This is a genomic window from Streptomyces sp. NPDC008001 (assembly GCF_042958085.1).
Classification (GTDB): domain Bacteria; phylum Actinomycetota; class Actinomycetes; order Streptomycetales; family Streptomycetaceae; genus Streptomyces.
Window position 1 is genome coordinate 61,488 of record NZ_JBIBIZ010000010.1, and the last position, 23,992, is coordinate 85,479.

A 23,992-nucleotide genomic window follows, 5' to 3' on the forward strand; every position below is an offset into this window, starting at 1 on the left:
CCGTCATCCCCTCTCCACCAGGCGCCGGTCCAGCAGGTACAGCAGCGCCGGCGCACCGACCAGCGCCGTGACGACGCCCACCGGCAGCTCCTGGTCCGGCAGCGCCGTACGGGCCACCAGGTCGACCACGACCAGCAGGACCGCGCCGAACAGCGCGGCCACCGGCAGCAGGACGCGGTGAGCGCCGCCCACGACCATCCGGCAGACGTGCGGGACCATCAGCCCCACGAAGCCGATCGCCCCGGAGACCGACACCAGCACCCCGGTGAGCACGCTCGTCACCACGAACAGCTCGCGTCGCAACCGGGTGACGTCCACGCCCAGCCCGGCCGCGGTCTCATCACCCATCAGGACGGCGTCGAGGGCCCGGGCCCGGGCGAGGAGCGCGGCGAGCCCGAGCAGCACGGCCGCCGCCGGCACGCCGAGCGTGGCCCACTGGGCGCCGCCGAGGGAGCCCATCAGCCAGAAGAGGACGCCGTGCGTCTGCTGGTCGTCGCCGGCCTGCAACACCAGGTAGTGGGTGAAGCCGGACAGGAACTGGCCGATTCCCACCCCCGCCAGCACCAGCCGCAGCGGCGAGAAGCCGCCCCCGCGCCGCGCCATCGCCCACACCAGAGCGAACGACCCGAGCGCACCGGCGAACGCGGCCGCCGAGAGCCCGAGCCCCAGCAGGCCGCCCGCGCCCGCCCCCAGCACGATCGCCGCGACCGCCCCGAGCGAGGCCCCGCTGGAGATCCCCAGCAGGTACGGGTCCGCGAGCGGATTGCGGACGAGGGCCTGGACGGCCGTGCCCACCAGGCCCAGGCCCGCGCCCACCACGGCCGCCAGCAGCGCCCGCGGCACCCGCAGCTGCCACACGATCAGGTCCTGGGTGCCCGGCACCGGCTCCCGGCCGCCGATCCCGCGCGCCACCGAGGACCACACGTCCCCGAGCGGCACGTCCGTGGAGCCCAGGCACACCGAGGCCGTCAGCGCGACCAGCAGCGCGCACCCCAGCGCGGCCGCCACCCAGGGCGCCCGCGCCCCGGGTTCACGCTCCCGCGCCTCCTCCGCGGCCGCCGTGGTGAGCGCCGCCATCTACTTGACCCGGTCCGGGTGCAGCGTGTGCGCGATCTCGCGGACGGTGTCCGCGCTGCGCACGCCCCCGATCGTGGTCCGCTCGGAGCCGATGCGCAGGAAGCGGCCCTCCTTCACGGCGGTGAGGTCCTTGGTGGCGGGGAAGTTCTTCAGGAACTCCGCGGCCTCGTCGAAGGCCTTGGCGTTCGCCTCGTCGCTGCCCCGGTTGCGGACGCCGAGCTGGATCCAGTCCGGGTTCTTGGCGACGACGTCCTCCCAGCCCACGGGCTTGAAGTCGCCGTCGCAGCCGTCGAAGACGTTGCGGCCGCCGGCCATGCCGATGACGGCGTTGGCGACCTGCCGGTTGCAGACGGCCATGGGCTGCTTGGTGCCCGCGTCGTAGTCGAAGAAGAAGTACGAGGGCCGCTTGTCCCCGGGGACGTCCTTGAGGGCGTCGCGCACCGCGTCCGTCTTCTTCCGCATCTCCCGCACCAGTCCGGCGGCGCGCGCGGAGGTGCCGGTGACCTTGCCCAGCTCCTCGATGTCGGCCTCGACGCCGGAGAGGTCCGTGCGCGGGGCCTTGCTCATCGCGGCGCAGGCCGTCGACTTCAGGAAGACGTGCTTGATGCCGGCGGCCTCGAACTCCGCGGCGGTCGGCGCGTCCCCCGCCTTGCCCATGTTCTTCATGGACGAGAACGCGTCCACGTACAGCTCGGCGCCCGAGCCCAGCAGCTTCTCCTTGGGGATGGCGGTCTTCCCCAGCACCGGCACCTTCGCCGCCCGGTCCGCGTACTGCTCCGGCATGGCTCCCTTGCCGGGCGGGAAGCCCGTGCCGACGGCCTTGTCGCCGGCGCCCAGCCACATGAGCAGCTCCAGGCCGGCGGCATTGCTGGTGACGATCTTCCGGGGCGCCGACGCGAACGTGGTCTTCGCGCCCATGCAGTCCGTGACGCTCACCGGAAAGCCGGAGGGGGTGCCGGACCCGGCCTCGTCGGACGTCTTCGCCGCACCGCCACCGCCGCCGCAGGCCGTCGCCGACAGGGCCACAGCGGCCAGAACACCGCACCACGCACGAGGGCGCATCAGACAACTCCAGGAAATTCGATTCGCCACGGGCCCGCCCGTGCGGGCCCGGATCAGGTAGTCGGACCGCGGGCCCGCCCGGTTCCCGCGTGTCGCGAAGAACTGCGACGTACGCTTGCCCGAACGCCCTGCCCACGGCGCGCGGCGCGCCCGGGGCGGATCCGATAGCGTGGAGGAGGCCGTGATGGCGGATGCGACGGACGCGACGGGCACGGCGGATGTGACGGGCACGGCGGAGGCGGCGAAGGCGGCCGAGGCGAAGGCGGCGAAGGCGGCGGAGACGAGCCGTCCCGAGGGGCAGTCCTCGGACCAGCAGCCTGTTCAGCAGCCGGCCCGGCAGCCCGCCCCGCTCAAGGAGATGCCCACCGACTGGCGGCGCGCCCTCGCCATCGTCGCCCACCCCGACGACCTCGAATACGGCGCCTCCGCGGCCGTCGCCGCCTGGCTGGACGACGGCCGCGAGTGCGTCTATCTGCTGGCGAGCGCCGGCGAGGCCGGGATCGACACCCTCGCCCCCACCGAGGCCGGTCCGCTGCGCGAGCGCGAGCAGCGGGCGAGCGCGGCCGCCGTGGGCGTGGCGACCGTCGAGTTCCTCGGCCACCCCGACGGCGTCATCGAGTACGGCACGGCCCTGCGCCGCGACTTCGCCGCCGCCATCCGCCGCCACCGCCCCGAGCTCGTCCTGACGCTCAACCACCACGACACCTGGGGCGGCACGTACTGGAACACCCCCGACCACCGCAACGTCGGCCGGGCCGTCCTCGACGCCGTCGCCGACGCCGGCAACCGCTGGATCTTCCCCGACCTCGCCGAGGAGGGCCTCGTGCCCTGGGACGGCGTGCGCTACGTGGCGGTGGCCGGCTCCCCGCAGCCCACGCACGCCGTCGACGCGAGCAGCGGTCTGGAGCGGGCCGTCGCGTCCCTGCTCTGCCACCGCACGTACATCGAGGCGCTGACGAAGGAGGACCCGGAGACGTACTGCCGCACGTTCCTGGAGAGCAGCATGCGGGCCGTCGCCGGACGGTTCGGCGGGCGGCCGGGCGTGGCGTTCGAGCTGTTCAGCCGCTGACGGACCGCTTCTCGTCCTCCGCGGCCGGGGCCCCTCCGCCGTTCCCCCGGGCCGCTTCTTGCCCTACGTGGCCGGGAGCCCCTCCGCCGCTCCCTCGGGGCCGGCCACCCCGTGGTACTCCGCCGCCCGCTCCATCACCAGCACCGCCACGTCGTCCTGCAGCCGCCCGCCCGTGTGCGCGTCGAGGTCCGCGCGCAGCCGCTGCAGCAGCTGGGGGGTGGGCAGGGCGGCCCAGGCGTCCAGCCGTTCCGCCAGCGGGTAGAAGACGCCGTCCGGCGACCGGGCCTCGGTGACCCCGTCGGTACAGGCCAGCACCCGGCAGCCGGGCGGCAGGGCGAGGCGCTGCGCCGTGCGCGGGGCGGCGGCCAGGTCGCCGAGGCCCAGGGGCAGCCCCGCATCTGCCGGTACCAGCTCGCGCACCCCGCCGTCCGCGTCGATGAGGAACGGCGCGACGTGCCCGCAGTCCACGAGCACCACCGGCACGTGCCCGTCGGCGCCGGGCCCGGCCGGATCCTCCCCCGGCCCCGTCCCCTCTCCCAGGCCCATGCCCTCCTCCGTGCCGAGCACGAGCGCCGTCACGAACTCCTCCGACGCCCGCATCCCCAGCTCGTCCGGCAGGCCACCGGTGCGCTCCGGCTGCAGCCGCGCCTGGTACTCCGCCGACCGGTGGTAGCGGAACAGCCCCTGTTCCATCGCCACCACCCCGCTCGCCAGGTCGCGCCGGTGGTAGGCCGCCTCGCGGAAGGCGGTGAGCACCGCCGCCCCCGCGCCCAGCGTCCCCAGCCCCTTGCCCCGCACGTCACCGATCAGGACGCGCGTCCCGTACGGGGTGTCGACGACCTCGTACACATCGCCGCCGACGAGCGCCTCCCGCTGCGAGGACACGTAGAAGCCGTCCACGACCACGCTGCGCGTACGCAGCGGCAACGGCCGCAGCAGCGCCCGCTGCGCGGCCTCCCCGGTGGCCCGCACGCGCTCCAGCAGGGCCTCGCCGTCGCGCCGCAGCCGGGCCACGGCGATGCTCGCGCCCACCATCAGCGCGTTGCCGACGAAGGAGCCGACCCTGTTGACCGCCACCTCGCCGTTGACCACGCCGTGGTGCGCCACCATCAGGCAGAAGTCGAGGACGCCGACGAACACCGTCTGCCGGTACGTGCACAGCGCCGCGGCCGTCATCGGGGCGAGGGCGGCGTAGACGTCCAGGCGGAGGTTCGACGGGGTCATCAGATCGACGGCCACGATGGTCGCCAGGTAGGCCAGGACCAGCGCGAAGGGGAGTCTGCGCGACGACACCGTGGCGGGACCTCCACGCCGGAATGGGATTCACTGGGGAATTCGTGCCATTACACCCTGGCACGGGTGGTGCGCCCCGGCCCTCGCTGCGATCTTGGCGCCGTCGGGTCTTGACCCAGAGTTTGCTGTAGGTAGTCAGAGTTTGCGATAGGTGCGGGCGTCGTCCGCCGCGGCGAGGACGGCCGCGAGGTCACCGCCGGCCGACGCCGTCACCAGGGCGGTCACGGCGCCTTCCACGAAGGGGGCGTCGGCGATCCGCACCTCGGAGCCGCCGAACCCGTCGGCGAGGAGCGCCTTGACCGTGAGGACCGCGCTGCCCATGTCGCAGAAGACCGCCACCCCCTGCCCCTGGTCCGCGGCTTCGACCGCCCGGCGCACCAGGTCGGCGCTGGTGCCGACCGAACCGTCCGGCAGGCCGCCGGCCGGCGCCGCCGGGGCCGGGTCGCCCGTGCCGACGAGGGACTTCGCGAGCGCTGCCGTGGCGGCGGCTACCTCGCGGCTGTGCGAGACCAGCACGATGCCGACGCGGCCGGGGGGCGCGGCCTCCGCGGGGGCTTCGGCCGCGGCGGCCTCCCGCTCCGGGGCCACCGCGCACAGCTCCGGGTCCGTCGCCTCGTACAGGGCGGTGACCAGCAGCGCGGACGACGTCGCGCCGGGGTCTTTGTGGCCCATGCTGCGCTCGCCCAGGTAACTCGCCCGGCCGCGGCGGGCCCGCAGCGGGACCGTCGCCTCGGCGCCCTCGCGGGCCGCCCGCGCCGCGGCGTCCAGCGCGGCCACGACGCCCTGCGGGAGGGCGGCGGTGTACGCGTCGGCGGCCGGCTGGAGCGCGTCGACCATCGTCTTGTCGCCCGGCGCCGAGTCCCCGAGACGCCGCACGCTCGCCACGGCGGCACCGAGCGCCCGGCCGAGCGTCTCCGGCCCGACCACGGCGTCCTCGCCCAGGATCTTCCCCATGCGCCGCAGCACCGTCCCGTACAACGGCCCGGACGCCCCGCCCACGGTGTTCGTCAGATGCACGCCGACGGCCGTCAGCAGCGCTCCCGGCGTGGCGGGCGGCTCCGCGGCCACCGCCTCGGCGGCAGAGGTGAATCCGCGCTTGAGGTTCGCGCCGTGGTCGGCATCCCCGATGGCGGCGTCGAGGTCGGTGAGGTACGCGGACTCCGCGACGATCACGCGCGTGGCGCGGTCGAGGAAACGGCGGAAGAAGTCCAGGTCGAGCGGGACGGTCATGTGCGGCGACTCCCTCGGTGAACGACAGACCGGGCCCGGCTCAGCGTAGTGTGCGAACGTCGCCCATGTGATCGCTTGCCGACCGCAGAACCGCGCGCCCGCACCCGGATTCGCTGAACCCGTAACGAACCCTTGCCGAGCGGGTATGGCCCGCTCCCCCGCTCCGGCCCCCCGTTGAAGCCGTCGGCAGCATGACGAACCGACAGATCCGAGGCCGAGGCACCGGGCGGCGCCCTGTCGCAGCAGATGCTGACGACGTTCCTTCGGCCGCTCGTTCATCACGGACAGCCGGGGGCGGCTCGCATCCAGTGCCGTTCCGTTGTCCAGCCGAGGAAGCGGCGGGCCCGGCCGTCGTCCGCCGTGCCGTCCGCGTCGAAGGATCCGCCCGCCGCGACCAGCCGCAGGCCCGCGAGTGCGGGTGCGAGCCGCGCCGCGACGTGGTCCGGCTGACGGGCCGTCTCCTCCTCCAGCCGGGCCAGGACCGCGGCCTGTCCGGTCGGCGGGCACAGCGACAGGTGGAAGAGCATCTGCCGCCACGCGTACGCCGCGTCCTTGATCGTGGGGAGCGGGCGCGGGTGGTGCGGGATCCGTGCCGTCAGCCGGCACACGGCGGTGAACGAGCGCCGGGCCAGGTCGGCCCAGCCCGGTGCCGGGGCGGCGCCGAGGGGGCCGGCGAGGGCGGCCAGGTTGTGCGTGGTGAGGATCTGGGCCTGTTCGATCACCGTGCCGTTGGCCGCCACGGACCACCCGCGGGAACCGGTGCCGGCGTACGCGCGGCACAGGTCCGCGAAGTCCCGCTGCGCCGACGTGCCCGGGCCGAGGACCCCGCGGCCGTGCGCGGCCTCCTCCAGGGCGACGACCAGCTCGTAGTCGAGGCCGTAGTACCGCTCGTAGAGCGAGCCGGCGAGCAGCCGGCCCGCGACCGCCGCCGACGCCAGGAACTTTCCGGAGAACGTTCCCATGAAGATGTCGGCGGCGAGCTCCTCGACGAACGGCACGTCCTCGCCGGCCTGCCGGGCCAGCGTCGACAGCTCGCGGACCAGCGGGTTCGGCAGGATCGTCGCGGGGAAGCCCTGCAGCGCGACCTCCGACAGGTGCACCAGCGCCGTCCGGGCGCTGCGGCCCGCCGCGCCCTTCCGGCGCAGCCCGGCGACCGCCGCCACCCAGGGCAGCTCCTCGACGCGCACCTGGCGTTCGAGGTTGAGGAGGAGCAGGGAGCGGCGGTTGCGGAAGGCCAGGTAGTTGGCCGTCATGAGCGCCCGCAGCGACTCGTCCGGGTAGGCGAGCGCGGCGGTCGACGCGACGAGCTGCGGGACCAGCCCGGCCAGGACCTCGGCCGAGGGCACGACGCCGCGCGCGACCAGCGTGGCGAGCGGGGCGCTCAGCGCCGCCTCGACCACACGGCGCGTCGGCTCCGGGATCTCCGCCCCCGCGGGGAGGCCGCTCGCACCCGCCTCCTCCTCGGTGACCGGAGCGAGGAGCGGCCCGACGTCGGGCGCGCCGGTGTCCTGCGGGAGGACGGACAGGCGGCGGGCCACGAGCTGCGCCAGGGCGTGGTGCGGGGGCCGCGCGGCGTCGGCGGCCTGCCGCGCGCGCAGCTCGCGGTGGCGCCCCGAGCCGGGCTCGCCGCGCCGCCGCACCATGGAGTCGACGGCGAGCCGGAGCTGGCCGAGGCAGCGCGGGGCCAGCGCGCGGCGCGCCACGTAGGTCTCCAGCGCGAGGCGCAGGACGGCCGGATTCTCGCCGGGCTTGCGGTGCTTGGTGCACAGGGTGTGCTCGGCGGACAGCCGCTCGTACCGCCGCAGCAGCGCGCCGGCGCGCGCGATCCAGTCCTCGTCCGGCGTGCGGGCCAGGACGCGGCCGGACGTCTCGGCGGTCTCCAGCCAGAGGGCGAGCATGTCGCCGGAGAACGGGTTCCAGACGGTGAGGGCTTCGTGCATGGCCTCGACGGCCCGGTTGGGGCGGCGCCGGCCGATGGCCTGCGCCGCTTCACCGACGGTGAGGCGGTGCGCGACCGCGGCGGCGAGCCCGGGGGCGGGGGCGGTGGCAGGAGCTGTCCCGGGGACGGCGTCGGCTCCTGGGCGGGGGGCGAAACGCAGCCGGTCTGCGAACGGCCGGAGCGTCTCCAGTAGTTGCAGGGCACCGAGCCGGTCGCCGGAGCGCACCAGCCACGCCACGGTGAGCAGCGCCGCTTCCTCCGGAACGGCCACCTCGTACGCCCCGCTGTCGAGCATCGCGTGCAGCTCGGCGAGGCCCTCGTCCGTCAGCCAGTGGGCGAACAGGGCGGCACGGTCGGCGGGTATGCCGGCCCGCCGTGCGGTGTCGCTCTCGTGGGGCAGAAGGGGACCGCCGGCGCTCGCCGCTCCGGTCGCGAAGCCACCCCGGACCACCTCGGGGGTGACCCACGCGGGGAGCCCCGCCACGGGGGTGCGCGATCCGACGGCCAGCCGTCCCGCGGCCATGCCGTCCACGACGTCCCGCCAGCGGCGGATCCGCTCCCCGGCACGGCGGCGGGTGTCCGGGTCCTCGAGCGTCACCGCGGTGGTGAACGCCCGGGCCAACTGCCCGGCGGCATAACCCGCGTGGACGCCTACGGTCTGCTGCGTCGTCTCATCCTGCTCGTTCATGGCCGGCGTGGCAGGCTCTGCCCCTGCGCCCTCCGGGTAAGGAGCCCGGTGATCTACTGACTGATCTACACGCCGATGCCGAGCACGCTAGACGCGGCCGGCACGAACCCGCAAACGGCTTTTCGCAGGAGGAGCCCGGAACCCGCTCCCCGGGAGGGACCCCGTGCTCAGCGTTCCTCGAAGTGGCTCGGGCGCCCCGCGCGGAACACGAGACGACCCCGCCGCTCCGCCTCCGCCCGGTGCATGAGCCGCGCCTCTCCCTCGCGCCCCCGCAGGACAGCCGTGTGCCACGGCGTGGCCCACGCGTCGGCCGCTTCCAGCAGACGGATACCGAACTTCTCCGCGCCGGGCCGCTGCGGGTGGATGGACAGGCGTACGGACCGCGGATGGCAGTCGGCGATGAGGTCGCCCCAGGCGCGGCTGCGGGCGATGACGCCGTACGCGCGGGCCCGGCATTCCCGCTGCAGCGCGGAGCGGGTGCCGGCGAAGTCCGCGGTGTCCTCGACGAGGAAGCGGGTGATGCCGCGGTAGAGCCGCGCCGTCTCCTCGTCGCCGCGGACCAGGGCCCGCAGCTCCTCCACCGGCGGCGCGTAGGCCTCGGTGACGAGCCGCCGCTTGGTGTCGTGGTCCAGGTCCCCGTGGACGTCGCGCAGGTCGAACGTGTCCAGCCGGCCGAGCCCTTCCCCGGTGATCAGGTCGCGCAACGCGTCCCCGTAGGCGTCGATGTGCTCGTCAGGTACGCGGATCAGGTCGCCGAAGATGTGGCCGTCGGAGCAGATCAGTATCCGCGCGCCGGGCGCGTAGATCTCGCCGATGCGCGCGCAGAGCCGGTCGAGGAAGGCGAGCGAGAGGCGCTCGCCCTCGTCCGGCAGGTGTCCGAGGACCTTGGCCGGGTTGGGGGACTTGCACGGAAAGCCGGGGAGGGTGAAGAGGACCGGCTCGCCGGCGTCCGTGAACCGCCGTATCCGGCGCAGCTGCTCCGGGAAGTCCGCGGGGTCCGCGGAACCGGTCCCGGTGGTGCGGTGGTACGGCAGGAGGAGGCGCAGAATGCGTGCCTCCACGGGGGACGGGGCGGTGACAGGAGTGGCGGGGGGGCCGGCGGGGGCCGCGGGAGGGGTCAGGGTGGCCTGGGACATCCGCGCGTTCACCCCCGTCCGTACGGGCAGCCGGGCCGGTCGAAGGCGACCGGGAGTTCGGCGGTGCCGCGTCCGAGGACGGCGGGGATCCAGGGCAGCTCCTCTTCGGGAACGGCGAGCCGCAGACCGGGCAGCCGGGCCAGCAACGTCCCCAGGGCCACCTGGAGTTCGACGCGGGCGAGCGCCGCGCCGGGGCAGAAGTGAATGCCGTGGCCGAAGGCGAGGTGCGGCCCCTGGGCGCGGTCGAGGTCCAGGGTGTCGGGGTCGGGGAAGCGCTCGGGGTCGCGGTTGGCGGCGCACAGGGAGACGATCACGGAGTCGCCGGCGGGCACCCGCGTGCCGTGCAGGTCCGCGTCCTCGGCGAGGAACCGCCAGGTCGTCAGCTCGAAGGCGCTGTCGAGGCGCATCAGTTCCTCGACGGCGGCCGGCATGAGCTCCGGTTCGGCCCGCAGCCGCGCCAGCGCGTCGGGGCGGCGCAGCAGGGCCACCATCGCGGTGGTGATCTGGTTCGTGACGGGTTCCTGGCCGGCCACCAGCAGCTGGAAGATCATGGAGTCCAGCTCCTCCCGGGTCAGCTCGCCGCCGTCGCGGGCGGCGACCAGCCGGCTGAGCAGCCCGTCGCCGGGCGCCTCGCGGCGGTCGGCGACCACCTCGGCGATGTAGCCCTGGAGTTCGCGGAGCAGCGCCTCGTAGGCGGGCCGTCCGGGGTCCGCGGGGCCGACGGGCGCCACGACCTTGCCCCACTCGCGGCGGAAGCGGGCGGCCAGGTGCGGCGGCAGGCCGATGACCTCGGCGAGGACCTGGAAGGGGAAGCGGGCGGCGAAGCACCGCACGAGGTCGACGGGCTCGACCGACCCGGCCGACCCGGCCGAGCCCGTGTCCGCGGCGGCCGGGATCGCGTCGACGAGCGCGTCCGCCATCTCCTGGAAGCGCTCCCGCATCCCCTCGACGCGCCGCGGCGCGAAGGCGTCCGTGACCAGACGCCGCATGGCGGTGTGCTTAGGCGGGTCCTGGTGGAGCAGGTGCACCTGCAGCTGCGAGTGCTGCGGCTCGGGCATGATCGAGGCGCGCTCGCGCCAGCGGTCGTTGCCGCGGTCGTGGTTCTTGCCGAGCCGGGGGTCGGCGAGGGTCTTCTGGGCGGCTTCGTGCCCGGTGACGAGCCAGGCGGTGACCCCGCTCGGGAACAGGACCCGGTGGATCGGGCCCGCCTCCCGCATGCGCGCGTACAGCGGGTAGGGGTCCCGCTTGTACCCGGGCCCGGACAGCGGGACCGGATCGGGCAGCGGGGCCGGACCAGGCGGCAGGGCCGGATCGGCCGGCGGGACCGGACCGGTCGGCGCGGACGGCTCGGACAGGGACACGTGAAGGCTCCTCAGGAAGACGTGGACCCCTGAGAAGTCGGACGGAGGGAGGGGTGAGTTCCCGCCGGTCCGGCGAAATTTCGTACGGATGTCCCCACGCCCGTACGGGTTCCGTATCTCCAGGTAGTCGGCCGGCGGCGACCGCTGGTTCCCGCGGACAGAAGGGACAATCCTCACGCGCCGGGAGCCGGTCGCGGGCGGCCGAACGGGCCGTGCAGCGTGCCACGATGCCCGGATGACCGCTCGTCGCTCCCTCAGTCCGTACGGAACCCTGGCCGGTTTCGTCCTGCTCCTGGCAGCCCTCTTCGGCGTCTCGTACGCCGTCGGCTCGGCCGCCGGCCCGGCCGCCCCCGGCATACACCGCACCGGCGGCGGCTCCGGGCCCGGACCGGGTCCGGGCGGCGGGACGGGCAGCACGGGTGGGACCGGCGGCATGGACGGCATGGACGGTATGAAAGGCATGGGTGGCATGAACGGGATGCACGGTACGGGCGGTGGACGGTGACCACGAGCACGACGTCGACCTCGGCCACGGCCTCCGCCACGGCCGCATCCGCAACCCCCGCTGAAACCACGACCGCCACGACCACCACGACCACCGAACTGATCGTCGGCGGCATGACCTGCGCCGCCTGCGTCGCGCGCGTCGAGAAGAAGCTGGGCAGGGTGGACGGCGTGAGCGCGACCGTCAACCTCGCCACCGGCCGGGCCCGCGTCTCCCACCCCGCGGCGGTCACCGCGGCCGAGCTGGTGGCGGTCGTCGAGGGCGCCGGCTTCACGGCGGCGCTGCCCGAGCCCGAGGCCGTGCCGGAGGCCGGTGAGGAACAGGGCGCGGAGGCGGGCGGCGCCCTCACCCGGCTGCTGATCACGGCGCTGCTCTCCGTCCCCGTACTCGTCCTGTCCATGGCTCCCGGCCTGCAGTTCCGCAACTGGCAGTGGCTGTGCTTCGTGCTCGCGACGCCGGTCGCCGTGTGGGGCGCGTGGCCCTTCCACGAGCGGGCCCTGCGCGGCCTGCGGCACTCGGCCGCGACGATGGACACGCTCGTCTCGCTCGGTGTGCTCGCCTCCTACTCCTGGTCCGCGTACGCCCTCTTCTTCGGGGGCGCGGGGCGGCCCGGCATGCGGATGCCGTTCACACTGCTGCCGTCGATGGCGGGCGGCACGGCGGACGTGTACCTCGAAGCGGTCGTGGGCGTCCCCCTGTTCGTGCTGGTCGGCAGGCTGCTGGAGGCGCGGGCACGGCACAGCACGGGCTCGGCGCTGCGGGCGCTCGCCTCGCTCGCCGCGAAGGACGTGCTGGTACGGGCGGCGGACGGTACGGAGCGCCGCGTGCCCATCGAGCAGTTGCGGGTCGGCGACCGCTTCGTCGTCCGGCCCGGCGAGCGGGTCGCGACCGACGGCGTGGTCGTGACGGGCAGTTCGGCGCTGGACCTGTCCCTCGTGACGGGCGAGAGCGCACCGGTGGAGGCCGGTCCGGGCTCGTCCGTCGTCGGCGGCGCCGTGAACTCCGGCGGGCTGCTGGAGGTACGGGCCGGAGCCGTCGGCTCCGACACGCAGCTCGCCCGGATCGCCAGGCTGGTGGAGGAGGCGCAGGCGGGCAAGGCGAAGGCGCAGCGCGTGGCCGACGCGGTCGCCGGGGTCTTCGTACCGGCGGTGCTGGCCGTCGCCGTGACCGTGCTCGGCTTCTGGCTCGGCGCGGGCGCCTCCCCGCAGGCGGCGGTCACCGCGGCAGTGGCGGTCCTCGTGGTCGCCTGCCCGTGCGCGCTCGGCCTGGCCACGCCCACGGCCCTGCTGGCCGCCACGGGCCGGGGCGCCGGCCTCGGCATCCTGGTCAGCGGGCCGCAGGCCCTGGAGGGACTGCGCCGCGTGGACACCGTCGTCCTGGACAAGACGGGCACGCTGACGACGGGTTCGATGGCGGTGACGGGCGTGACGGCACGCCCGGACGGGCTCGGTGCGGAGGAGGCGGTGCGGCTGGCCGCGGCGGTCGAGCGCGGTTCGGAGCATCCGGTGGGGCGTGCGGTGTGCGCGTACGCGGCTGCGCGGGACGCGGGGGTCGAGGGGGCGGCGAGCCGTGCGGGAACAGGCGACGGGCGTGACACGGCGGGGGTGACGGAGGGCGCGCCGGCTACGGGGGCTGCGGGCTCCGCAAGCGCCGCAGACACTGCAGGCGTTGCGCGCGCCGCAGATGCCGCGAACGCCACCGTCGGCACAGAAGGCACCCCAGACGCGGCCGACACGGCGCAAGCGGCAAGCGCCGTAGCCCCGGCGAGCACGGCGGACACGGCGGACACGGCGACCGCACCGGTCACCTCGGGCTCACCGGTCACGGCGTGCGCACCCGCCCTGCCGGAAGTCACCGGCTTCACGGCCACACCGGGCCGGGGCGTCGCGGGGCGCGTCGCGGAGCGGCTCGTCGAGGTCGTACGGCCGGACGCCTCTCCCGCCGCGGCGGCGCCCGCTTCCCGGACGTCCGGGAAGAACGGGAAGAAGCAGCGGAAGGGACAGCAGGTCTCATCGGGCGGCTCGGGGAGCTCGCAAGGCCGCCTCCCCCAGGTGCTCGCCGACGCCGTGGAGGCCGCCGGGCGCGAGGGCCGGACCGCGGTCGTCGTCCGCGTGGACGGCACGCCCGAGGCCGTGATCGTCCTCGGGGACACCGTCCGCTCCGGCTCGTACCGCGCCGTCGACCACCTCAAGCGGCTCGGCCTGCGGCCCGTCCTCGCGACGGGCGACAGCGAGGGCGCGGCACGGGCCGTCGCCGCCGAACTCGGCATCACCGAGGTGCACGCGCGGGCCACGCCCGAGGACAAGGCCCGGCTCGTCCGCGAACTGCGCGCCCGGGGCCGCCGGGTGGCGGTCATCGGCGACGGGGTCAACGACACGGCCGCACTGGCCGGCGCGGACCTCGGCATCGCCATGGGCGGTGGCACGGACGCGGCCATCGGCGCCGCGGACGTGACGCTCGTCCGCGAGGACATGGGTGCCCTGGCCGACGCCGTCCGGCTCGCCCGGCGGACGTCCTCCACGGTCCGGGCCAACCTCGCCTGGGCGTTCGGCTACAACCTGGTCACCCTGCCGCTGGCGGCGGTGGGGCTGCTCAGCCCGATGGTCGCGGCGGCGGCCATGTCCGTCAGCTCGGTGCTGGTCGTCGGGAACAGCCTGCGGCTGCGGGGCTGGCAGCCGGTGCCCTCGCGGGCGGCGGCCGGACGGCGGCCGCGGCGCGGCACCGTCTCCCCCGGCTCCGCAGGGTCCGCCGATCCAGCCGGTTCGGTCGGTCCGGTCGGCAGGCGCGCCGCCGCCCTGGCGTCGCGAAGTGACGTGTGAAGGTCGTGGAAACCTTGAAGACCTCTTCTCTTGCCGCGGCCGGGCGCGCCGCCCTCGTACCCGTCCTCGCGGGCGCGGTGGCCCTCGGCGGGCTCTGCGCCTGGACGGCTTCGGGCGCGGCGGGCCGGCCGCCGGCCGTCACGGTCGAGGACGCGCGGGTGCTGCTGCCGCTCGGCCGGGACGACACCGCGGCCTTCCTCCGCGTACGGAACGCGGGCGACGTGGACGACGAGCTCATCGGCGTGGACGCGCCCACGGCGGCGGGCGCGATGCTCAGCCGCACCGTGGTGCGGAAGGGCGCCGGCCATATGGAGATGGTGCGGTCCGCGACCGTACCGGCCGGCGGCACGCTGGAGATGTCCCCGCACGGCCTGGACGTCATGGTGTGGGCCCCGCCGCGCATGAAGCCCGGCGACCGGCTGCCCGTCGTCCTGCAGTTCCGGCGTGCAGGGACGGTACGGACGGAGGCGGAGGTCGTCCGGGCGGGCAGCGGCGGCGGCTGACGGCCGGAGCGGGCGCATGCGAGCGGGCGGGGTGGCGGGCGTGTTGCCCGGCCACCCCGCCCACTCATGCGTCCCGCGCTTCCGGCGCAGACGGCGACGGGCGCTAAGCCGCGACCGGCATGCGCACGGCGTCCCGCTCCGCCGTCTCCAACTGGCAGATCAGCGCCTCACGGGCCCGCGCCACGCGCGACCGCACCGTACCGACGGGGCAGCCCGCGACGACGGCCGCCTCCGCGTACGGCAGGCCCAGCATCTGGGTCAGCACGAACGCCTCGCGCCGCTCGTACGGCAGCCGGTCCAGCAACTGCGACAGCGCCACGCCCTCGTCGAAGCCGGGCAGCTGTGCCGTCTGGGCGCGCTCGGCAGCCGACTGCCAGTCGTCCGTGTCCGACAGGCGCGGCCGGGCCGCGTTGAAGCGCAGCCGGTCGACGACCGTGCGGCGGGCGATGGTCAGCAGCCACGTACGGGCCGAGGAGCGGCCCTCGAAGCGGGGCAGCGTGCGCAAGGCCCGCAGGTACGTCTCCTGGACGAGGTCGTCCGCGCCCTGCGGGTCGTTGCTGAGGCGCGCGACGTAGCGCCGCACGTCGTTCTGCGTGGCCCTGATGAAGCACTCGATGGCGTCGGCGTCGCCGCTGCGGGCGGCGAGCGCCCAGGCGGTCACCGTCTCGTCGTCACGCACGGCGGCCTCCGCGGCGGAGCGTCCGGGGGGTGCTGCCCGGGGCAAAAACGGCACCGGGGACGATGGCGGGGTGCACTGCAGCGAGTTCCGTACCGCCATATCCGCCCGCGTCGACGGCGAGGACCTGCCGCCGCGCGTGACCGGCGCAGCGCTCGACGCGCACCTGGGGGGCTGCGCCGAGTGCTGCGCGTGGGGCGAACGAGCACGCCGGCTGAAGGTGCTCGCGGCGCAGCTCGGCATGGGCTGAGGAACCGGCTGCGGGAGTGGCCGCGGGGGCTGCAGGGGCCGCCGGAGGAGCGGCCGACGAGGCGGCCGGAGAAACCGTCGAGGAGACCGCCGGGGAAGCGGCGGGGCTTGCGGGGAGGGTGTGCCGGCGTGGCACGTCCCGCCTACGGGCAGGGGTCATCGCCCTGTGTCCTTCCTGGAATCCGGGCACCCCGAGGAGCGGGGCGGGCCCGGTGACGTGGTTCTGGCGCGGGGGTCGCCGTCAGCCGACGGCGACGCGGGCCGGCGGGCCACGTCGGGAGAGGACGTGCGCGTACAGCAGCTGCCGCAGGCGCTGCGCGGCGCGGCTCCGGTCGGCGCGGATGCGCGGCGGTCCGGAGGGCGCGGGTACGGCGCGGAAGAGGGCGAGGAGCGGGACGAAGAGCCGGCTGCCCACGGTGCGGGCGAGCCGGAAGGCCGCCTGTTCGCCGCCGGCGAGCCACACGCCGCAGACGACGGCGACGAGGACGTGCGCGGACCACATGCCGAGGGCGCCGTGGCCGGCGTGCATGGACATGGAGTGGCCGGCCATGCCGCCCATGGAGGACATGTCCATGGAGGAGACGTCCATGGAGGACGGATCCATGGAGGGCAGGTCCGTGGAGGACATGGCGCCGTGGTAGTCCTTGGGCACGGGGGAACCCGGGTCCAGCCCCAGCCGGGCCGCCCGGGCCGTGTTCACGACGACGTCCTGCGCGAGGCCGAAGAAGAAGTGGAGGCCGGTCTGGGCGCCGACGGTGGCGAGCGTGATCAGCAGCGGCCCGCGCTCGCGGCCCGCCAGGAACCACGCCGCGCTGCCCGTGCCGCACAGCGCGACGGCGACGGCCCACCACGGGACCGTCGTGCCGGACATGACCGCGTGGCCCAGGGCAGCGAGCAGCACACAGACCGCTGCGAACACCGCGGCTCGCAGCGCTCGCGGTCCCTGTTCCGGCTGCGGCCCTGCTCTCATGACGTGCACATCGTTGCACCCGCGCCGCGCGGCGCGAAGGCGGGGTACGCCCTGACGCCCCGTACGACCCCCCGCTCGGGCGCACGGACCCCGCCCCGTACCGTCCGCCCGGCGGTACGAGGCGGGTGGGCCGCCGGCTCGGGGGAAGGACCGACGGCCCGGGGTCCCGTCGCTCCATTGGGACTCGCAGCACCGAGTCAAGCGCGGGGCGCGCGGGCGCGGGAGCGTGTGTGCGGGGGTGATCGTGGGTGCGCGGCTCACACCCCGTGTGAACGATCAGCCTCCGGTGGCGCCGGTGGAGTCCCCGGCGGCTCGGGACGCCTCGGCTGCCTCGGGTGTCTCGGGTGCCTTGGAGGCCTCGGCTGACTTGGCCGGCTTGGCTGTCTTGGCTGTCTTGGCCGGCTCGGCCGGCTCGGCCGGCTCCGGGGCCTCGGCAGTGCTCGTGGCTTCGGTCGTCGTGCCGGGCTTCCGCGTACGGCCGGGCGTCCCGCTGCGGCTGTGGCTACGACTACGGCTACGGCCGCCACCCGGCAGCCAGGCCGCGCTGTTCTTCTCGCCGATGCGCGTGCCTATCGCTCCCTTGATCACGGAGAGGGCGGCGGGCAGGGCGGCGATCGCGGCGGCCTTGAGGGCGGAGACGTCGGTCAGGTCGAACCCGTCGGCGAGGAGGAGACCCAGGAAGGTGGTGACGTAGGCAGCGGCGGTGCGCTCGAGGATGTCGAGCAGGACTTTCGGCACTTTCGGCGCTTTCGGCATGGCTGTTTCTTCGTCTCTTCCGTTCGTGTCCGATGGGTAAGGGAAGCGTCATGGCGGGACGGCCCGTACCGCAAGTCCCGGAGACGCACGGGAAGGAGGGTCCAGGTGACCGATCCCTGGCCGGCAATGAGCTGCGGTGACGACCCGGCCGAGCGGAGCCGTACGGTCCGCGGCGCGCACGAGGAGTTCGTGACCGGTGGCACGGTGGGTGCGGGTGTCCGGGCGGTGGTCGCCGGCTCGTGGCGGCGGTCGGCGGCCGCGCTGCCCGCGGCGGACTTCCTCGCGCCCGTCGAGCTGGACGGCAGGGAGCTGGAGGAGTACCGGCGGGCGCATCCGCTGGCGGCCGTGATGCCGCTGTTCAGGGAGCTGCTCGGCGCGGTCGCCGACGACGGGGCGCACCTGCTGGCGGTCTGCGACGCGTCCGGCCGGATGCTGTGGGTCGAGGGGCGCCGGGGCATCCGGAGCAGGGCGGAGGCGATGCACTTCGTGGCCGGGGCCCGCTGGGACGAGCGGCACGCGGGCACGAACGCGCCCGGGACGGCGCTCGCCCTCGACCGCGCGGTGCAGATCTTCGGCGCCGAGCACTACAACCGGGCGGTCCAGCCGTGGACGTGTGCGGCGGCGCCGGTGCACGACCCCCGGACCGGGCGGCTGCTGGGCGCGGTGGACCTCACCGGCGGCGACCGGCTGGCGGCCCCGCACAGCCTGGCGCTCGTCCGGGCAACGGCGCTGGCCGCGGAGGCGAGACTGGCGGCCGGCGCGGGCACCGGCCGCCCGCTGCTGACGGCCCTCGGCCGCGACGAGGCGGTCCTGACGACGGCGGACGGCCGCCGGGTGCACCTGGGCCGGCGCCACAGCGAGATCCTCGTCCTGCTGGCCGGCCGCCCGGACGGCCTGACGGGAGATCAGCTGGCGGCGGCGCTGTACGGGGACCGTACGGTGCCGCCGGTGACGCTGCGCGCCGAGCTGTCGCGGCTGCGGCGCCTGGTGGGTCCGCTCCTGGGCTCGCGCCCGTACCGGCTGTGTGCGCACGTCGAGACGGACTTCGGCCGGGTGGAGCGGGAGCTGGCGGAGGGGGACGTGCGCGGGGCGCTCCGCTCGTACGACGGGCCGCTGCTGCCCTCGTCGGAGGCGCCGGGTGTGTGCAGAGTGCGGCGGCTGGTGGAGGGGCGGCTGCGGCGGGCGGTGCTGAGCGGCGGGGACGCGTGGGCGCTGCAGGCGTGGGCGGACAGCGCGTGGGGCGAGGAGGACCTGGAGGTGTGGGAGCGACTGCTGGCGGCGCTGCCGGCGAGTGCGCCGCAGCGGGACGGGGTGGCGGCGGAGGCACGGAGGTTACGGGCAACGTTCGCGCAACCTCCCGGGCTCTAGGCTCCGGCCGGTCGCCGTCCACGCCGGAAGCGGACGGCAGCGCACCGGAAGGGAAGGCCGTTCCCATGCCTCGCTACCACAACCCAGGCACCCCCGAAGCGGTGGTCGCGTACCGTCCGCGGTACGACCACTGGATCGGCGGCGAGTACGTCCCGCCGAAGCAGGGCGGCTACTTCGAGAACCCGACGCCGGTGACCGGGCAGCCCTTCACCGAGATCGCCCGGGGCACGGCGGAGGACGTGGAGCGCGCGCTGGACGCGGCGCACGCGGCGGCCCCGGCCTGGGGCCGCACCCCGCCGGCCGAGCGGGCCGCCGTGCTGAACCGCATCGCGGACCGCATGGAGCGGAACCTGGAGGCGCTCGCGGTCGCCGAGTCCTGGGAGAACGGCAAGCCGGTCCGGGAGACCCTGGCCGCCGACATCCCTCTCGCCGTCGACCACTTCCGCTACTTCGCGGGCGCGATCCGCGCCCAGGAGGGCAGCCTGTCGGAGCTCGACGCGGACACGGTCGCGTACCACTTCCACGAGCCGCTGGGCGTGGTCGCCCAGATCATCCCGTGGAACTTCCCGATCCTGATGGCGGCGTGGAAACTCGCGCCGGCGCTGGCGGCGGGCAACGCGGTGGTCCTCAAGCCCGCCGAGCAGACGCCGGCCTCCATCCACGTGTGGCTGGACCTGGTGGCCGACCTCATCCCGCCGGGCGTGGTGAACGTCGTCAACGGCTTCGGCGTGGAGGCGGGCAAGCCCCTGGCAGCGAGCCCCCGCGTGGCCAAGGTCGCCTTCACCGGGGAGACGACCACGGGCCGCCTGATCATGCAGTACGCGTCGGAGAACCTGAAGCCGGTGACCCTCGAACTCGGCGGCAAGAGCCCGAACATCTTCTTCGACGACGTCTCGGCGGCCGACGACGACTTCCTGGACAAGGCCCTCGAAGGCTTCACCATGTTCGCCCTCAACCAGGGCGAGGTGTGCACCTGCCCGTCCCGGGCCCTCATCCAGCAGGGCCACTACGCGGCCTTCCTCGAAGCCGCCGTCGCCCGCACCGAACGCATCCTCCCGGGCCACCCCCTGGACACCGCCACGATGATCGGCGCCCAGGCCTCCAACGACCAGCTGGAGAAGATCCTCTCCTACCTGGACATCGCCCACCAGGAAGGCGCCCGCGTCCTGACGGGCGGCCACCGCGCCGACGCCGGCGGCGAACTGGCCGGCGGCTACTACGTCCAGCCCACGATCCTCGAAGGCCGCAACCACATGCGCGTCTTCCAGGAGGAGATCTTCGGCCCGGTCGTGGCCGTCACGCCCTTCACCGACTTCGCCGACGCGATCTCGATCGCCAACGACACCCTCTACGGCCTCGGCGCCGGCGTCTGGACCCGCAACGGCACGACGGCCTACCAAGCCGGCCGCGCCATCCAGGCGGGCCGCGTCTGGACCAACTGCTACCACACCTATCCGGCCCATGCTGCCTTCGGCGGCTACAAACAGTCGGGCATAGGCCGAGAAGGCCACAAAATGATGCTCACCCACTACCAGCAAACGAAGAACCTGCTGGTGAGCTACAGCCCGAAGAAACTGGGCTTCTTCTAGGCCGCGGAACGGAGCCTCCGACCTGAAGTGATGCAGGCCGGAGGCTCTTGGCTATGCGGAAAGAATCAAAGGCGGACCGACAACCCCTCGCGAGATATGCGCCATCCTGTGTGCTGCCCGGCTCCGGGCCTGGTCTTCTAACCTGTTCGCATGATCGACTACGACGACTCCGGCAGTCCCGCGGTCCGGGTGGGAGACCCCGGATCGTGCCCCGTCCGCCTGCTGTTCTCTGAACCGACGCGGCCGTTCGGGGACGACCCGATGCTCGACTTCCTTGTGAAGGCTCAGGGGCAATGGGTGAACGTGGAGACGCTGGTGCGGACCTGGGGCGGCGACGGTCTGGACGGCTTTCTCTCCTCGCTGGCCGAGGGGTTCCGGGGCTGGGAAGGAACGCGTACCTGGCGCTCCTTGGAGGGCGATCTGACCCTCTCCGCGGTGCATCGACCCGGTGGCTACGTCCACCTGACGTGGGGGATCCACGACCGACCCCCGTCCGAGGCATGGAACTTCGAGACCACCACCGTGCATGCGGCCGGTGAAGAGATGCGAAACCTCGCCGCCGGGATTCACGCCTTCATCACGGGTGCTGCCTGATAGCTGAACGCCCCCTCTCCTGCCTTTCCGTCGTCGCTGCCTCCCTCGGCGGCTCGGCGGCGAGGGTGTCGAGTTGGGGTTGGTCGAAGGTGGGGGGTACCGGGAGCGTGGACCAGTGGGTTAGCGGCCAGGCCACGATGAAGGCGCGGCCGATCACGTTGCCGACGGGGACGAAGCCGTTGCCGGGTTTCTGGAGGTGGTGGTAGCGGGAGTCCCAGGAGTCGTTGCGGTGGTCGCCCATCACCCAGAGATGACCTCGGGGCACCTTGACCGTTCCGACGGGGTAGTCGTCGCAGGGGGTTGAACCGGGGTGGATGTACGGTTCGTCCAGCGGCACGCCGTTGACCTTTATCGGGCTGCCGCTGTTGCACTCCACGGTGTCCCCACCGATCGCGATCACCCGCTTTATCAGGTCCTTCTCGTCCGATGAGGGCATCAGGCCCACGAAGGTGAGGACGTTGCGGGCCCCTCGCAGAACCGGGTTGGTCTCTTTCGGGGCCTGTTCCGGGAGCCAGCCGCCGGGATCGCGGAAGACCACGACTTCCCCGCGCTGCGGCTCGGCACCGAACAACGGCGTCAGTTTGTCCACCAGGACCCGGTCGCCTTCCTGCAGGGTGTTCTGCATCGAGGCCGAGGGTATCGAGAACGCCTGCACGAAGAACGTCTTGATTCCTAAAGCGAGCAACAGGGCGATGGCCACCAAAACGGGCAGCTCGACCCACCAAGGGCGCTTCGTGCGCTTCGCACCTCCACGCCGGCGGGGCCTGCTGACCGCTCTGCCTAACCGGCGGCGCACGGTCGCCTCCTTCGAGCTCATCTATTGAGTTCCTTTGTACGTCATGGAATGGCCTGGGGCTGCTGCACGAACATGAGCCGAGCTGGACAAGTGTAAGAAAGCGGCCATTCGCGAGAGGTAAAGACCGGCACCGCGTCCCCGGCCGCGCACTCCACCGTGCTGCCGGTGCTCGGCACGTGCCGTCCCGGCAAGGGACCCAGCGGTGGCCGTCAGGCACGGCACGGGCGTTGGCCCGCAGCAGGGCTCGAGGGGGCGTACCGGCTGCAGGCCCGGCCTCGCGCCGACCTCGGCGGCGGGCGCGCCCCGACGGGGGATCGCCACGAACGGGTGACCCCATCTGAATTAGCGTCAACTGCCCGCGCTCCTCTAGACTTTACGCACGCACCAGAGAAAAGAAGGGGCACCATCCGTGGGCACCAAATTCATTGAGGTAGACGAAACCCGCAAGGGCCAGCCCGGCGTGGAAGAAGGAGTAAAGACCATCGAGGTCGGCGGTCAGACGATCACCACGCCGATCTACGTCCAGCGAATCGACTTCGACGACCTCTCCCCCGAGGTGACCGAAAGCCTGACCACGGTCAAGTTCGCCGTAACGGTGACCGAGGAAATGGAGGACCTGACCGGGGAGGTGGACGAGGACGGTTCGCCGATGACGGAAATCAAGGAAATTCAGGTGCCCAAGTGGCTCGAAATTGACCTGGGGCCCGAATCCCTGAAGCAGTACGAGGAAGCGATGGCGCCCTTCTTCGCCGCCGGCCGCGAGACGGAGGCGCCGGTCGTGCCCGCGCCCCGCAAGCGCCGGAAGAAGTGACCTCACCCCTCTCCTGCGAGCAGGAGAGGGGCCTTGGTTCACCACGGACGGCCTCTGTCCGGTGAAGCGCAGTGCTACCGGCTGCCGCCCCGGACGTCTCGCGTGACCCCGGGCTACGAGGCATTCCTGCGCATGGGGGCCAGCAAGGTGAGGTGGGTGGCGGGGCGCGTGCCCGAGCGGCCGTCGCGGCGGCCGTTGGTGGTGCGGTAGACGTCCACGGGGCCGGCGGGGCGCCAGTGCTGGCCGAGGCGCTTGGCGGTGTACATCGCCTCGTCCGCGCCCCGCAGCAGCTCCGGCAGGCCGGCGCCGGGCCGGTGGCTGGTGCGGCAGACGCCGATCGAGGCGCGCGGGGAGAGCGTCACGCTGTCGGTTTCGAGGGGCGCCGAGAGCCGCGCGGAGAGGCTGCAGGTCAGCTCCGAGTCCAGGTCGGCGTCCGGGGCGAGGCGCACCACGGCGGTGAACTCGTCGCCGCCCAGCCGCGCCGCGAACCCGTCCCGCTCCCGGCACCAGGCGGACAGGCGCCGGCCGACGGCCGCGATGACCTGGTCGCCCACCGCGTGCCCGTGCGTGTCGTTGATCTGCTTGAAGCCGTTGAGGTCGAGCAGCAGCACGGCCGCGTGCGGACGCTTCACGGCCCGCTGCGCCCGGCTCGTGAACTCCTCGCGGCGCATGAGGCCGGTGAGCGGGTCGGTGCGGGCGGTGTGCAGGCGGCGGACGAGGACGAGGGCGTGGGCGGCCCATCCGAGCGTCGGGGCGGCTATCGGTAAGGCCTGGAGCAGGAGGTTCATCGGGCACCTTCCGGAACAGAGAGGTGGCCCGTCGCAGCCGTCGCCGTGGGCGTGGGCAACGCCGTCGCGGTGGGGCGCGAGCGGGCCGGTGGGTGGGTCCGGTCATGCTGGAGATCCCCCGTTTCCCCGCGTTCGCCTCTGGCGGGCGGCTGCCGTCCCCGGCAGGCTGAGCAGTCGCAGTCATAGTCCGTGCAGTCGCAGTTCGTGCACGCGCAACCCGTGCGGTCGCCGTCCGTTCCATCGCAGCGCACGCAGGCGCCGGCCGCACACTCGCAGTCCGTGCCCTCCTACGGGAAGGAGACCCCGCCGTGACTCCGCAACAAGCCCGGCAGCCCCGCGTCTCGCGCGTCGCCCTCACCCCCGGTGCCGCCCGTCTCCTGCGCCTCCTCCGGGAGCGGCACGGTCCCCTGATGTTCCATCAGTCCGGCGGCTGCTGCGACGGTAGTTCGCCGATGTGCTACCCCGCCGGGGAATTCCGTACGGGCGCCTCGGACGTCCTCCTCGCGGAGCTGGCGGTGGAGGGCGTGGCGGAACCGGTCGGCTTCTGGATGTCCGCGGACCAGTTCGAGCGCTGGCGCCACACCCACCTCACCGTCGACGTCGTGCCCGGCCGTGGCAGCGGTTTCTCCCTGGAGGCGCCGGAGGGCCTGCGCTTCCTGCTGCGGTCACGGCTGCTCACGGACGACGAGGCGCGGCGCCTCGGGGAAGGCGGC

21 protein-coding genes, 1 tRNA gene and 2 pseudogenes are annotated in these 23,992 nt (G+C 74.1%); 10 read left to right on the forward strand and 14 right to left on the reverse strand.

The genetic code is table 11. The features are described from left to right. Positions 1-3: 3 nt before the first annotated feature. Complete coding sequence (locus ACFZCD_RS26295) at positions 4-1,077, reverse strand: FecCD family ABC transporter permease (protein WP_391834969.1); 1,074 nt, start codon at positions 1,075-1,077, stop codon at positions 4-6. Then, complete coding sequence (locus ACFZCD_RS26300; protein WP_391834970.1) at positions 1,078-2,139, reverse strand: ABC transporter substrate-binding protein; 1,062 nt, start codon at positions 2,137-2,139, stop codon at positions 1,078-1,080. 358 nt (positions 2,140-2,497) lie between these two features. On the opposite strand from ACFZCD_RS26300, the gene ACFZCD_RS26305 reads away from it, so the two are divergent. Continuing rightward, a complete protein-coding gene (locus tag ACFZCD_RS26305) occupies positions 2,498-3,208 on the forward strand; it encodes a PIG-L deacetylase family protein (protein ID WP_391835621.1) in 711 nt (236 codons plus the stop codon). A gap of 63 nt (positions 3,209-3,271) precedes the next feature. Here the strand turns inward: ACFZCD_RS26305 and ACFZCD_RS26310 are convergent, their stop codons facing one another. The 7 genes and pseudogenes from ACFZCD_RS26310 to ACFZCD_RS26340 all read right to left on the reverse strand — a co-directional run bounded on the left by ACFZCD_RS26310 (position 3,272) and on the right by ACFZCD_RS26340 (position 10,798). Beyond that, positions 3,272-4,501 (reverse strand): PP2C family protein-serine/threonine phosphatase, encoded by a 1,230-nt coding sequence (locus tag ACFZCD_RS26310; protein ID WP_391834972.1) that lies wholly within the window; start codon positions 4,499-4,501, stop codon positions 3,272-3,274. A gap of 135 nt (positions 4,502-4,636) precedes the next feature. Next, positions 4,637-5,089, reverse strand: coding sequence for a PTS-dependent dihydroxyacetone kinase phosphotransferase subunit DhaM (locus ACFZCD_RS26315; RefSeq protein ID WP_391835623.1), 453 nt, complete (start codon positions 5,087-5,089; stop codon positions 4,637-4,639). 15 nt (positions 5,090-5,104) lie between these two features. Beyond that, positions 5,105-5,731, reverse strand: a pseudogene (dhaL, locus tag ACFZCD_RS26320) (dihydroxyacetone kinase subunit DhaL); the annotation flags it as partial. A 278-nt stretch (positions 5,732-6,009) separates the two neighbouring features. Next, positions 6,010-8,358 carry a hypothetical protein gene (locus ACFZCD_RS26325; protein WP_391834974.1) on the reverse strand — a complete coding sequence of 783 codons (2,349 nt, stop codon included), beginning with the start codon at positions 8,356-8,358 and terminating at the stop codon, positions 6,010-6,012. Next, positions 8,358-8,433: transfer RNA gene (locus ACFZCD_RS26330), tRNA-Arg, on the reverse strand. The genes ACFZCD_RS26325 and ACFZCD_RS26330 overlap by 1 nt, the downstream gene beginning before the upstream one ends. A gap of 92 nt (positions 8,434-8,525) precedes the next feature. Continuing rightward, the gene (locus ACFZCD_RS26335; protein WP_391834976.1) at positions 8,526-9,494 is read right to left on the reverse strand and encodes an L-tyrosine/L-tryptophan isonitrile synthase family protein; all 969 of its coding nucleotides are present in this window, start codon (positions 9,492-9,494) and stop codon (positions 8,526-8,528) included. An 8-nt stretch (positions 9,495-9,502) separates the two neighbouring features. Then, positions 9,503-10,798 carry a cytochrome P450 gene (locus tag ACFZCD_RS26340; RefSeq protein ID WP_391835625.1) on the reverse strand — a complete coding sequence of 432 codons (1,296 nt, stop codon included), beginning with the start codon at positions 10,796-10,798 and terminating at the stop codon, positions 9,503-9,505. A gap of 292 nt (positions 10,799-11,090) precedes the next feature. Here ACFZCD_RS26340 and ACFZCD_RS26345 point away from each other — a divergent pair, with 292 nt between their 5' ends. The 3 genes from ACFZCD_RS26345 (at position 11,091) to ACFZCD_RS26355 (ending at position 14,682) form a co-directional block, all read left to right on the forward strand. Beyond that, positions 11,091-11,360, forward strand: coding sequence for a hypothetical protein (locus ACFZCD_RS26345; protein ID WP_391834978.1), 270 nt, complete (start codon positions 11,091-11,093; stop codon positions 11,358-11,360). Positions 11,361-11,473: 113 nt separating this feature from the next. Beyond that, positions 11,474-14,179 carry a heavy metal translocating P-type ATPase gene (locus ACFZCD_RS26350; protein WP_391835627.1) on the forward strand — a complete coding sequence of 902 codons (2,706 nt, stop codon included), beginning with the start codon at positions 11,474-11,476 and terminating at the stop codon, positions 14,177-14,179. A 5-nt stretch (positions 14,180-14,184) separates the two neighbouring features. Next, on the forward strand, positions 14,185-14,682 hold the full coding sequence (locus ACFZCD_RS26355) for a copper chaperone PCu(A)C (RefSeq protein WP_391834980.1): 498 nt from the start codon (positions 14,185-14,187) through the stop codon (positions 14,680-14,682). A gap of 103 nt (positions 14,683-14,785) precedes the next feature. Here the strand turns inward: ACFZCD_RS26355 and ACFZCD_RS26360 are convergent, their stop codons facing one another. Further along, positions 14,786-15,361: a sigma-70 family RNA polymerase sigma factor gene (locus tag ACFZCD_RS26360; RefSeq protein WP_391834982.1), complete on the reverse strand. Its 576-nt coding sequence runs from the start codon at positions 15,359-15,361 to the stop codon at positions 14,786-14,788. A gap of 70 nt (positions 15,362-15,431) precedes the next feature. Between ACFZCD_RS26360 and ACFZCD_RS26365 the strand changes: the two genes are divergently transcribed. Next, positions 15,432-15,608, forward strand: coding sequence for a zf-HC2 domain-containing protein (locus ACFZCD_RS26365; protein WP_391834984.1), 177 nt, complete (start codon positions 15,432-15,434; stop codon positions 15,606-15,608). Positions 15,609-15,848: 240 nt separating this feature from the next. Here ACFZCD_RS26365 and ACFZCD_RS26370 read toward each other — a convergent pair whose 3' ends face one another. Next, positions 15,849-16,577: a hypothetical protein gene (locus tag ACFZCD_RS26370; protein WP_391834986.1), complete on the reverse strand. Its 729-nt coding sequence runs from the start codon at positions 16,575-16,577 to the stop codon at positions 15,849-15,851. 276 nt (positions 16,578-16,853) lie between these two features. Next, positions 16,854-17,333 carry a holin gene (locus tag ACFZCD_RS26375; protein ID WP_391834988.1) on the reverse strand — a complete coding sequence of 160 codons (480 nt, stop codon included), beginning with the start codon at positions 17,331-17,333 and terminating at the stop codon, positions 16,854-16,856. 105 nt (positions 17,334-17,438) lie between these two features. On the opposite strand from ACFZCD_RS26375, the gene ACFZCD_RS26380 reads away from it, so the two are divergent. The 3 genes from ACFZCD_RS26380 to ACFZCD_RS26390 all read left to right on the forward strand — a co-directional run bounded on the left by ACFZCD_RS26380 (position 17,439) and on the right by ACFZCD_RS26390 (position 20,884). Further along, complete coding sequence (locus tag ACFZCD_RS26380) at positions 17,439-18,701, forward strand: GAF domain-containing protein (protein WP_391834990.1); 1,263 nt, start codon at positions 17,439-17,441, stop codon at positions 18,699-18,701. 65 nt (positions 18,702-18,766) lie between these two features. After that, positions 18,767-20,290: an aldehyde dehydrogenase family protein gene (locus ACFZCD_RS26385; RefSeq protein WP_391834992.1), complete on the forward strand. Its 1,524-nt coding sequence runs from the start codon at positions 18,767-18,769 to the stop codon at positions 20,288-20,290. Positions 20,291-20,440: 150 nt separating this feature from the next. Then, positions 20,441-20,884: a DUF6228 family protein gene (locus ACFZCD_RS26390; RefSeq protein ID WP_391834994.1), complete on the forward strand. Its 444-nt coding sequence runs from the start codon at positions 20,441-20,443 to the stop codon at positions 20,882-20,884. On the opposite strand, the gene lepB is transcribed toward ACFZCD_RS26390, so the two are convergent. Continuing rightward, entirely contained in the window at positions 20,868-21,701 is an 834-nt protein-coding gene (gene lepB, locus ACFZCD_RS26395) for a signal peptidase I (RefSeq protein ID WP_391834996.1), read from the reverse strand. The two genes, ACFZCD_RS26390 and lepB, sit on opposite strands and share 17 nt — an antisense overlap. Before the next feature lie 388 nt (positions 21,702-22,089). Here lepB and ACFZCD_RS26400 point away from each other — a divergent pair, with 388 nt between their 5' ends. Then, positions 22,090-22,491 carry a hypothetical protein gene (locus ACFZCD_RS26400; protein WP_391834998.1) on the forward strand — a complete coding sequence of 134 codons (402 nt, stop codon included), beginning with the start codon at positions 22,090-22,092 and terminating at the stop codon, positions 22,489-22,491. A 113-nt stretch (positions 22,492-22,604) separates the two neighbouring features. Here the strand turns inward: ACFZCD_RS26400 and ACFZCD_RS26405 are convergent, their stop codons facing one another. Next, positions 22,605-23,279: a GGDEF domain-containing protein gene (locus ACFZCD_RS26405; RefSeq protein WP_391835000.1), complete on the reverse strand. Its 675-nt coding sequence runs from the start codon at positions 23,277-23,279 to the stop codon at positions 22,605-22,607. Between the two features lie 308 nt (positions 23,280-23,587). Between ACFZCD_RS26405 and ACFZCD_RS26410 the strand changes: the two are divergent. Continuing rightward, positions 23,588-23,980: pseudogene (locus ACFZCD_RS26410) on the forward strand (DUF779 domain-containing protein); the annotation flags it as partial. Positions 23,981-23,992: the final 12 nt, after the last annotated feature.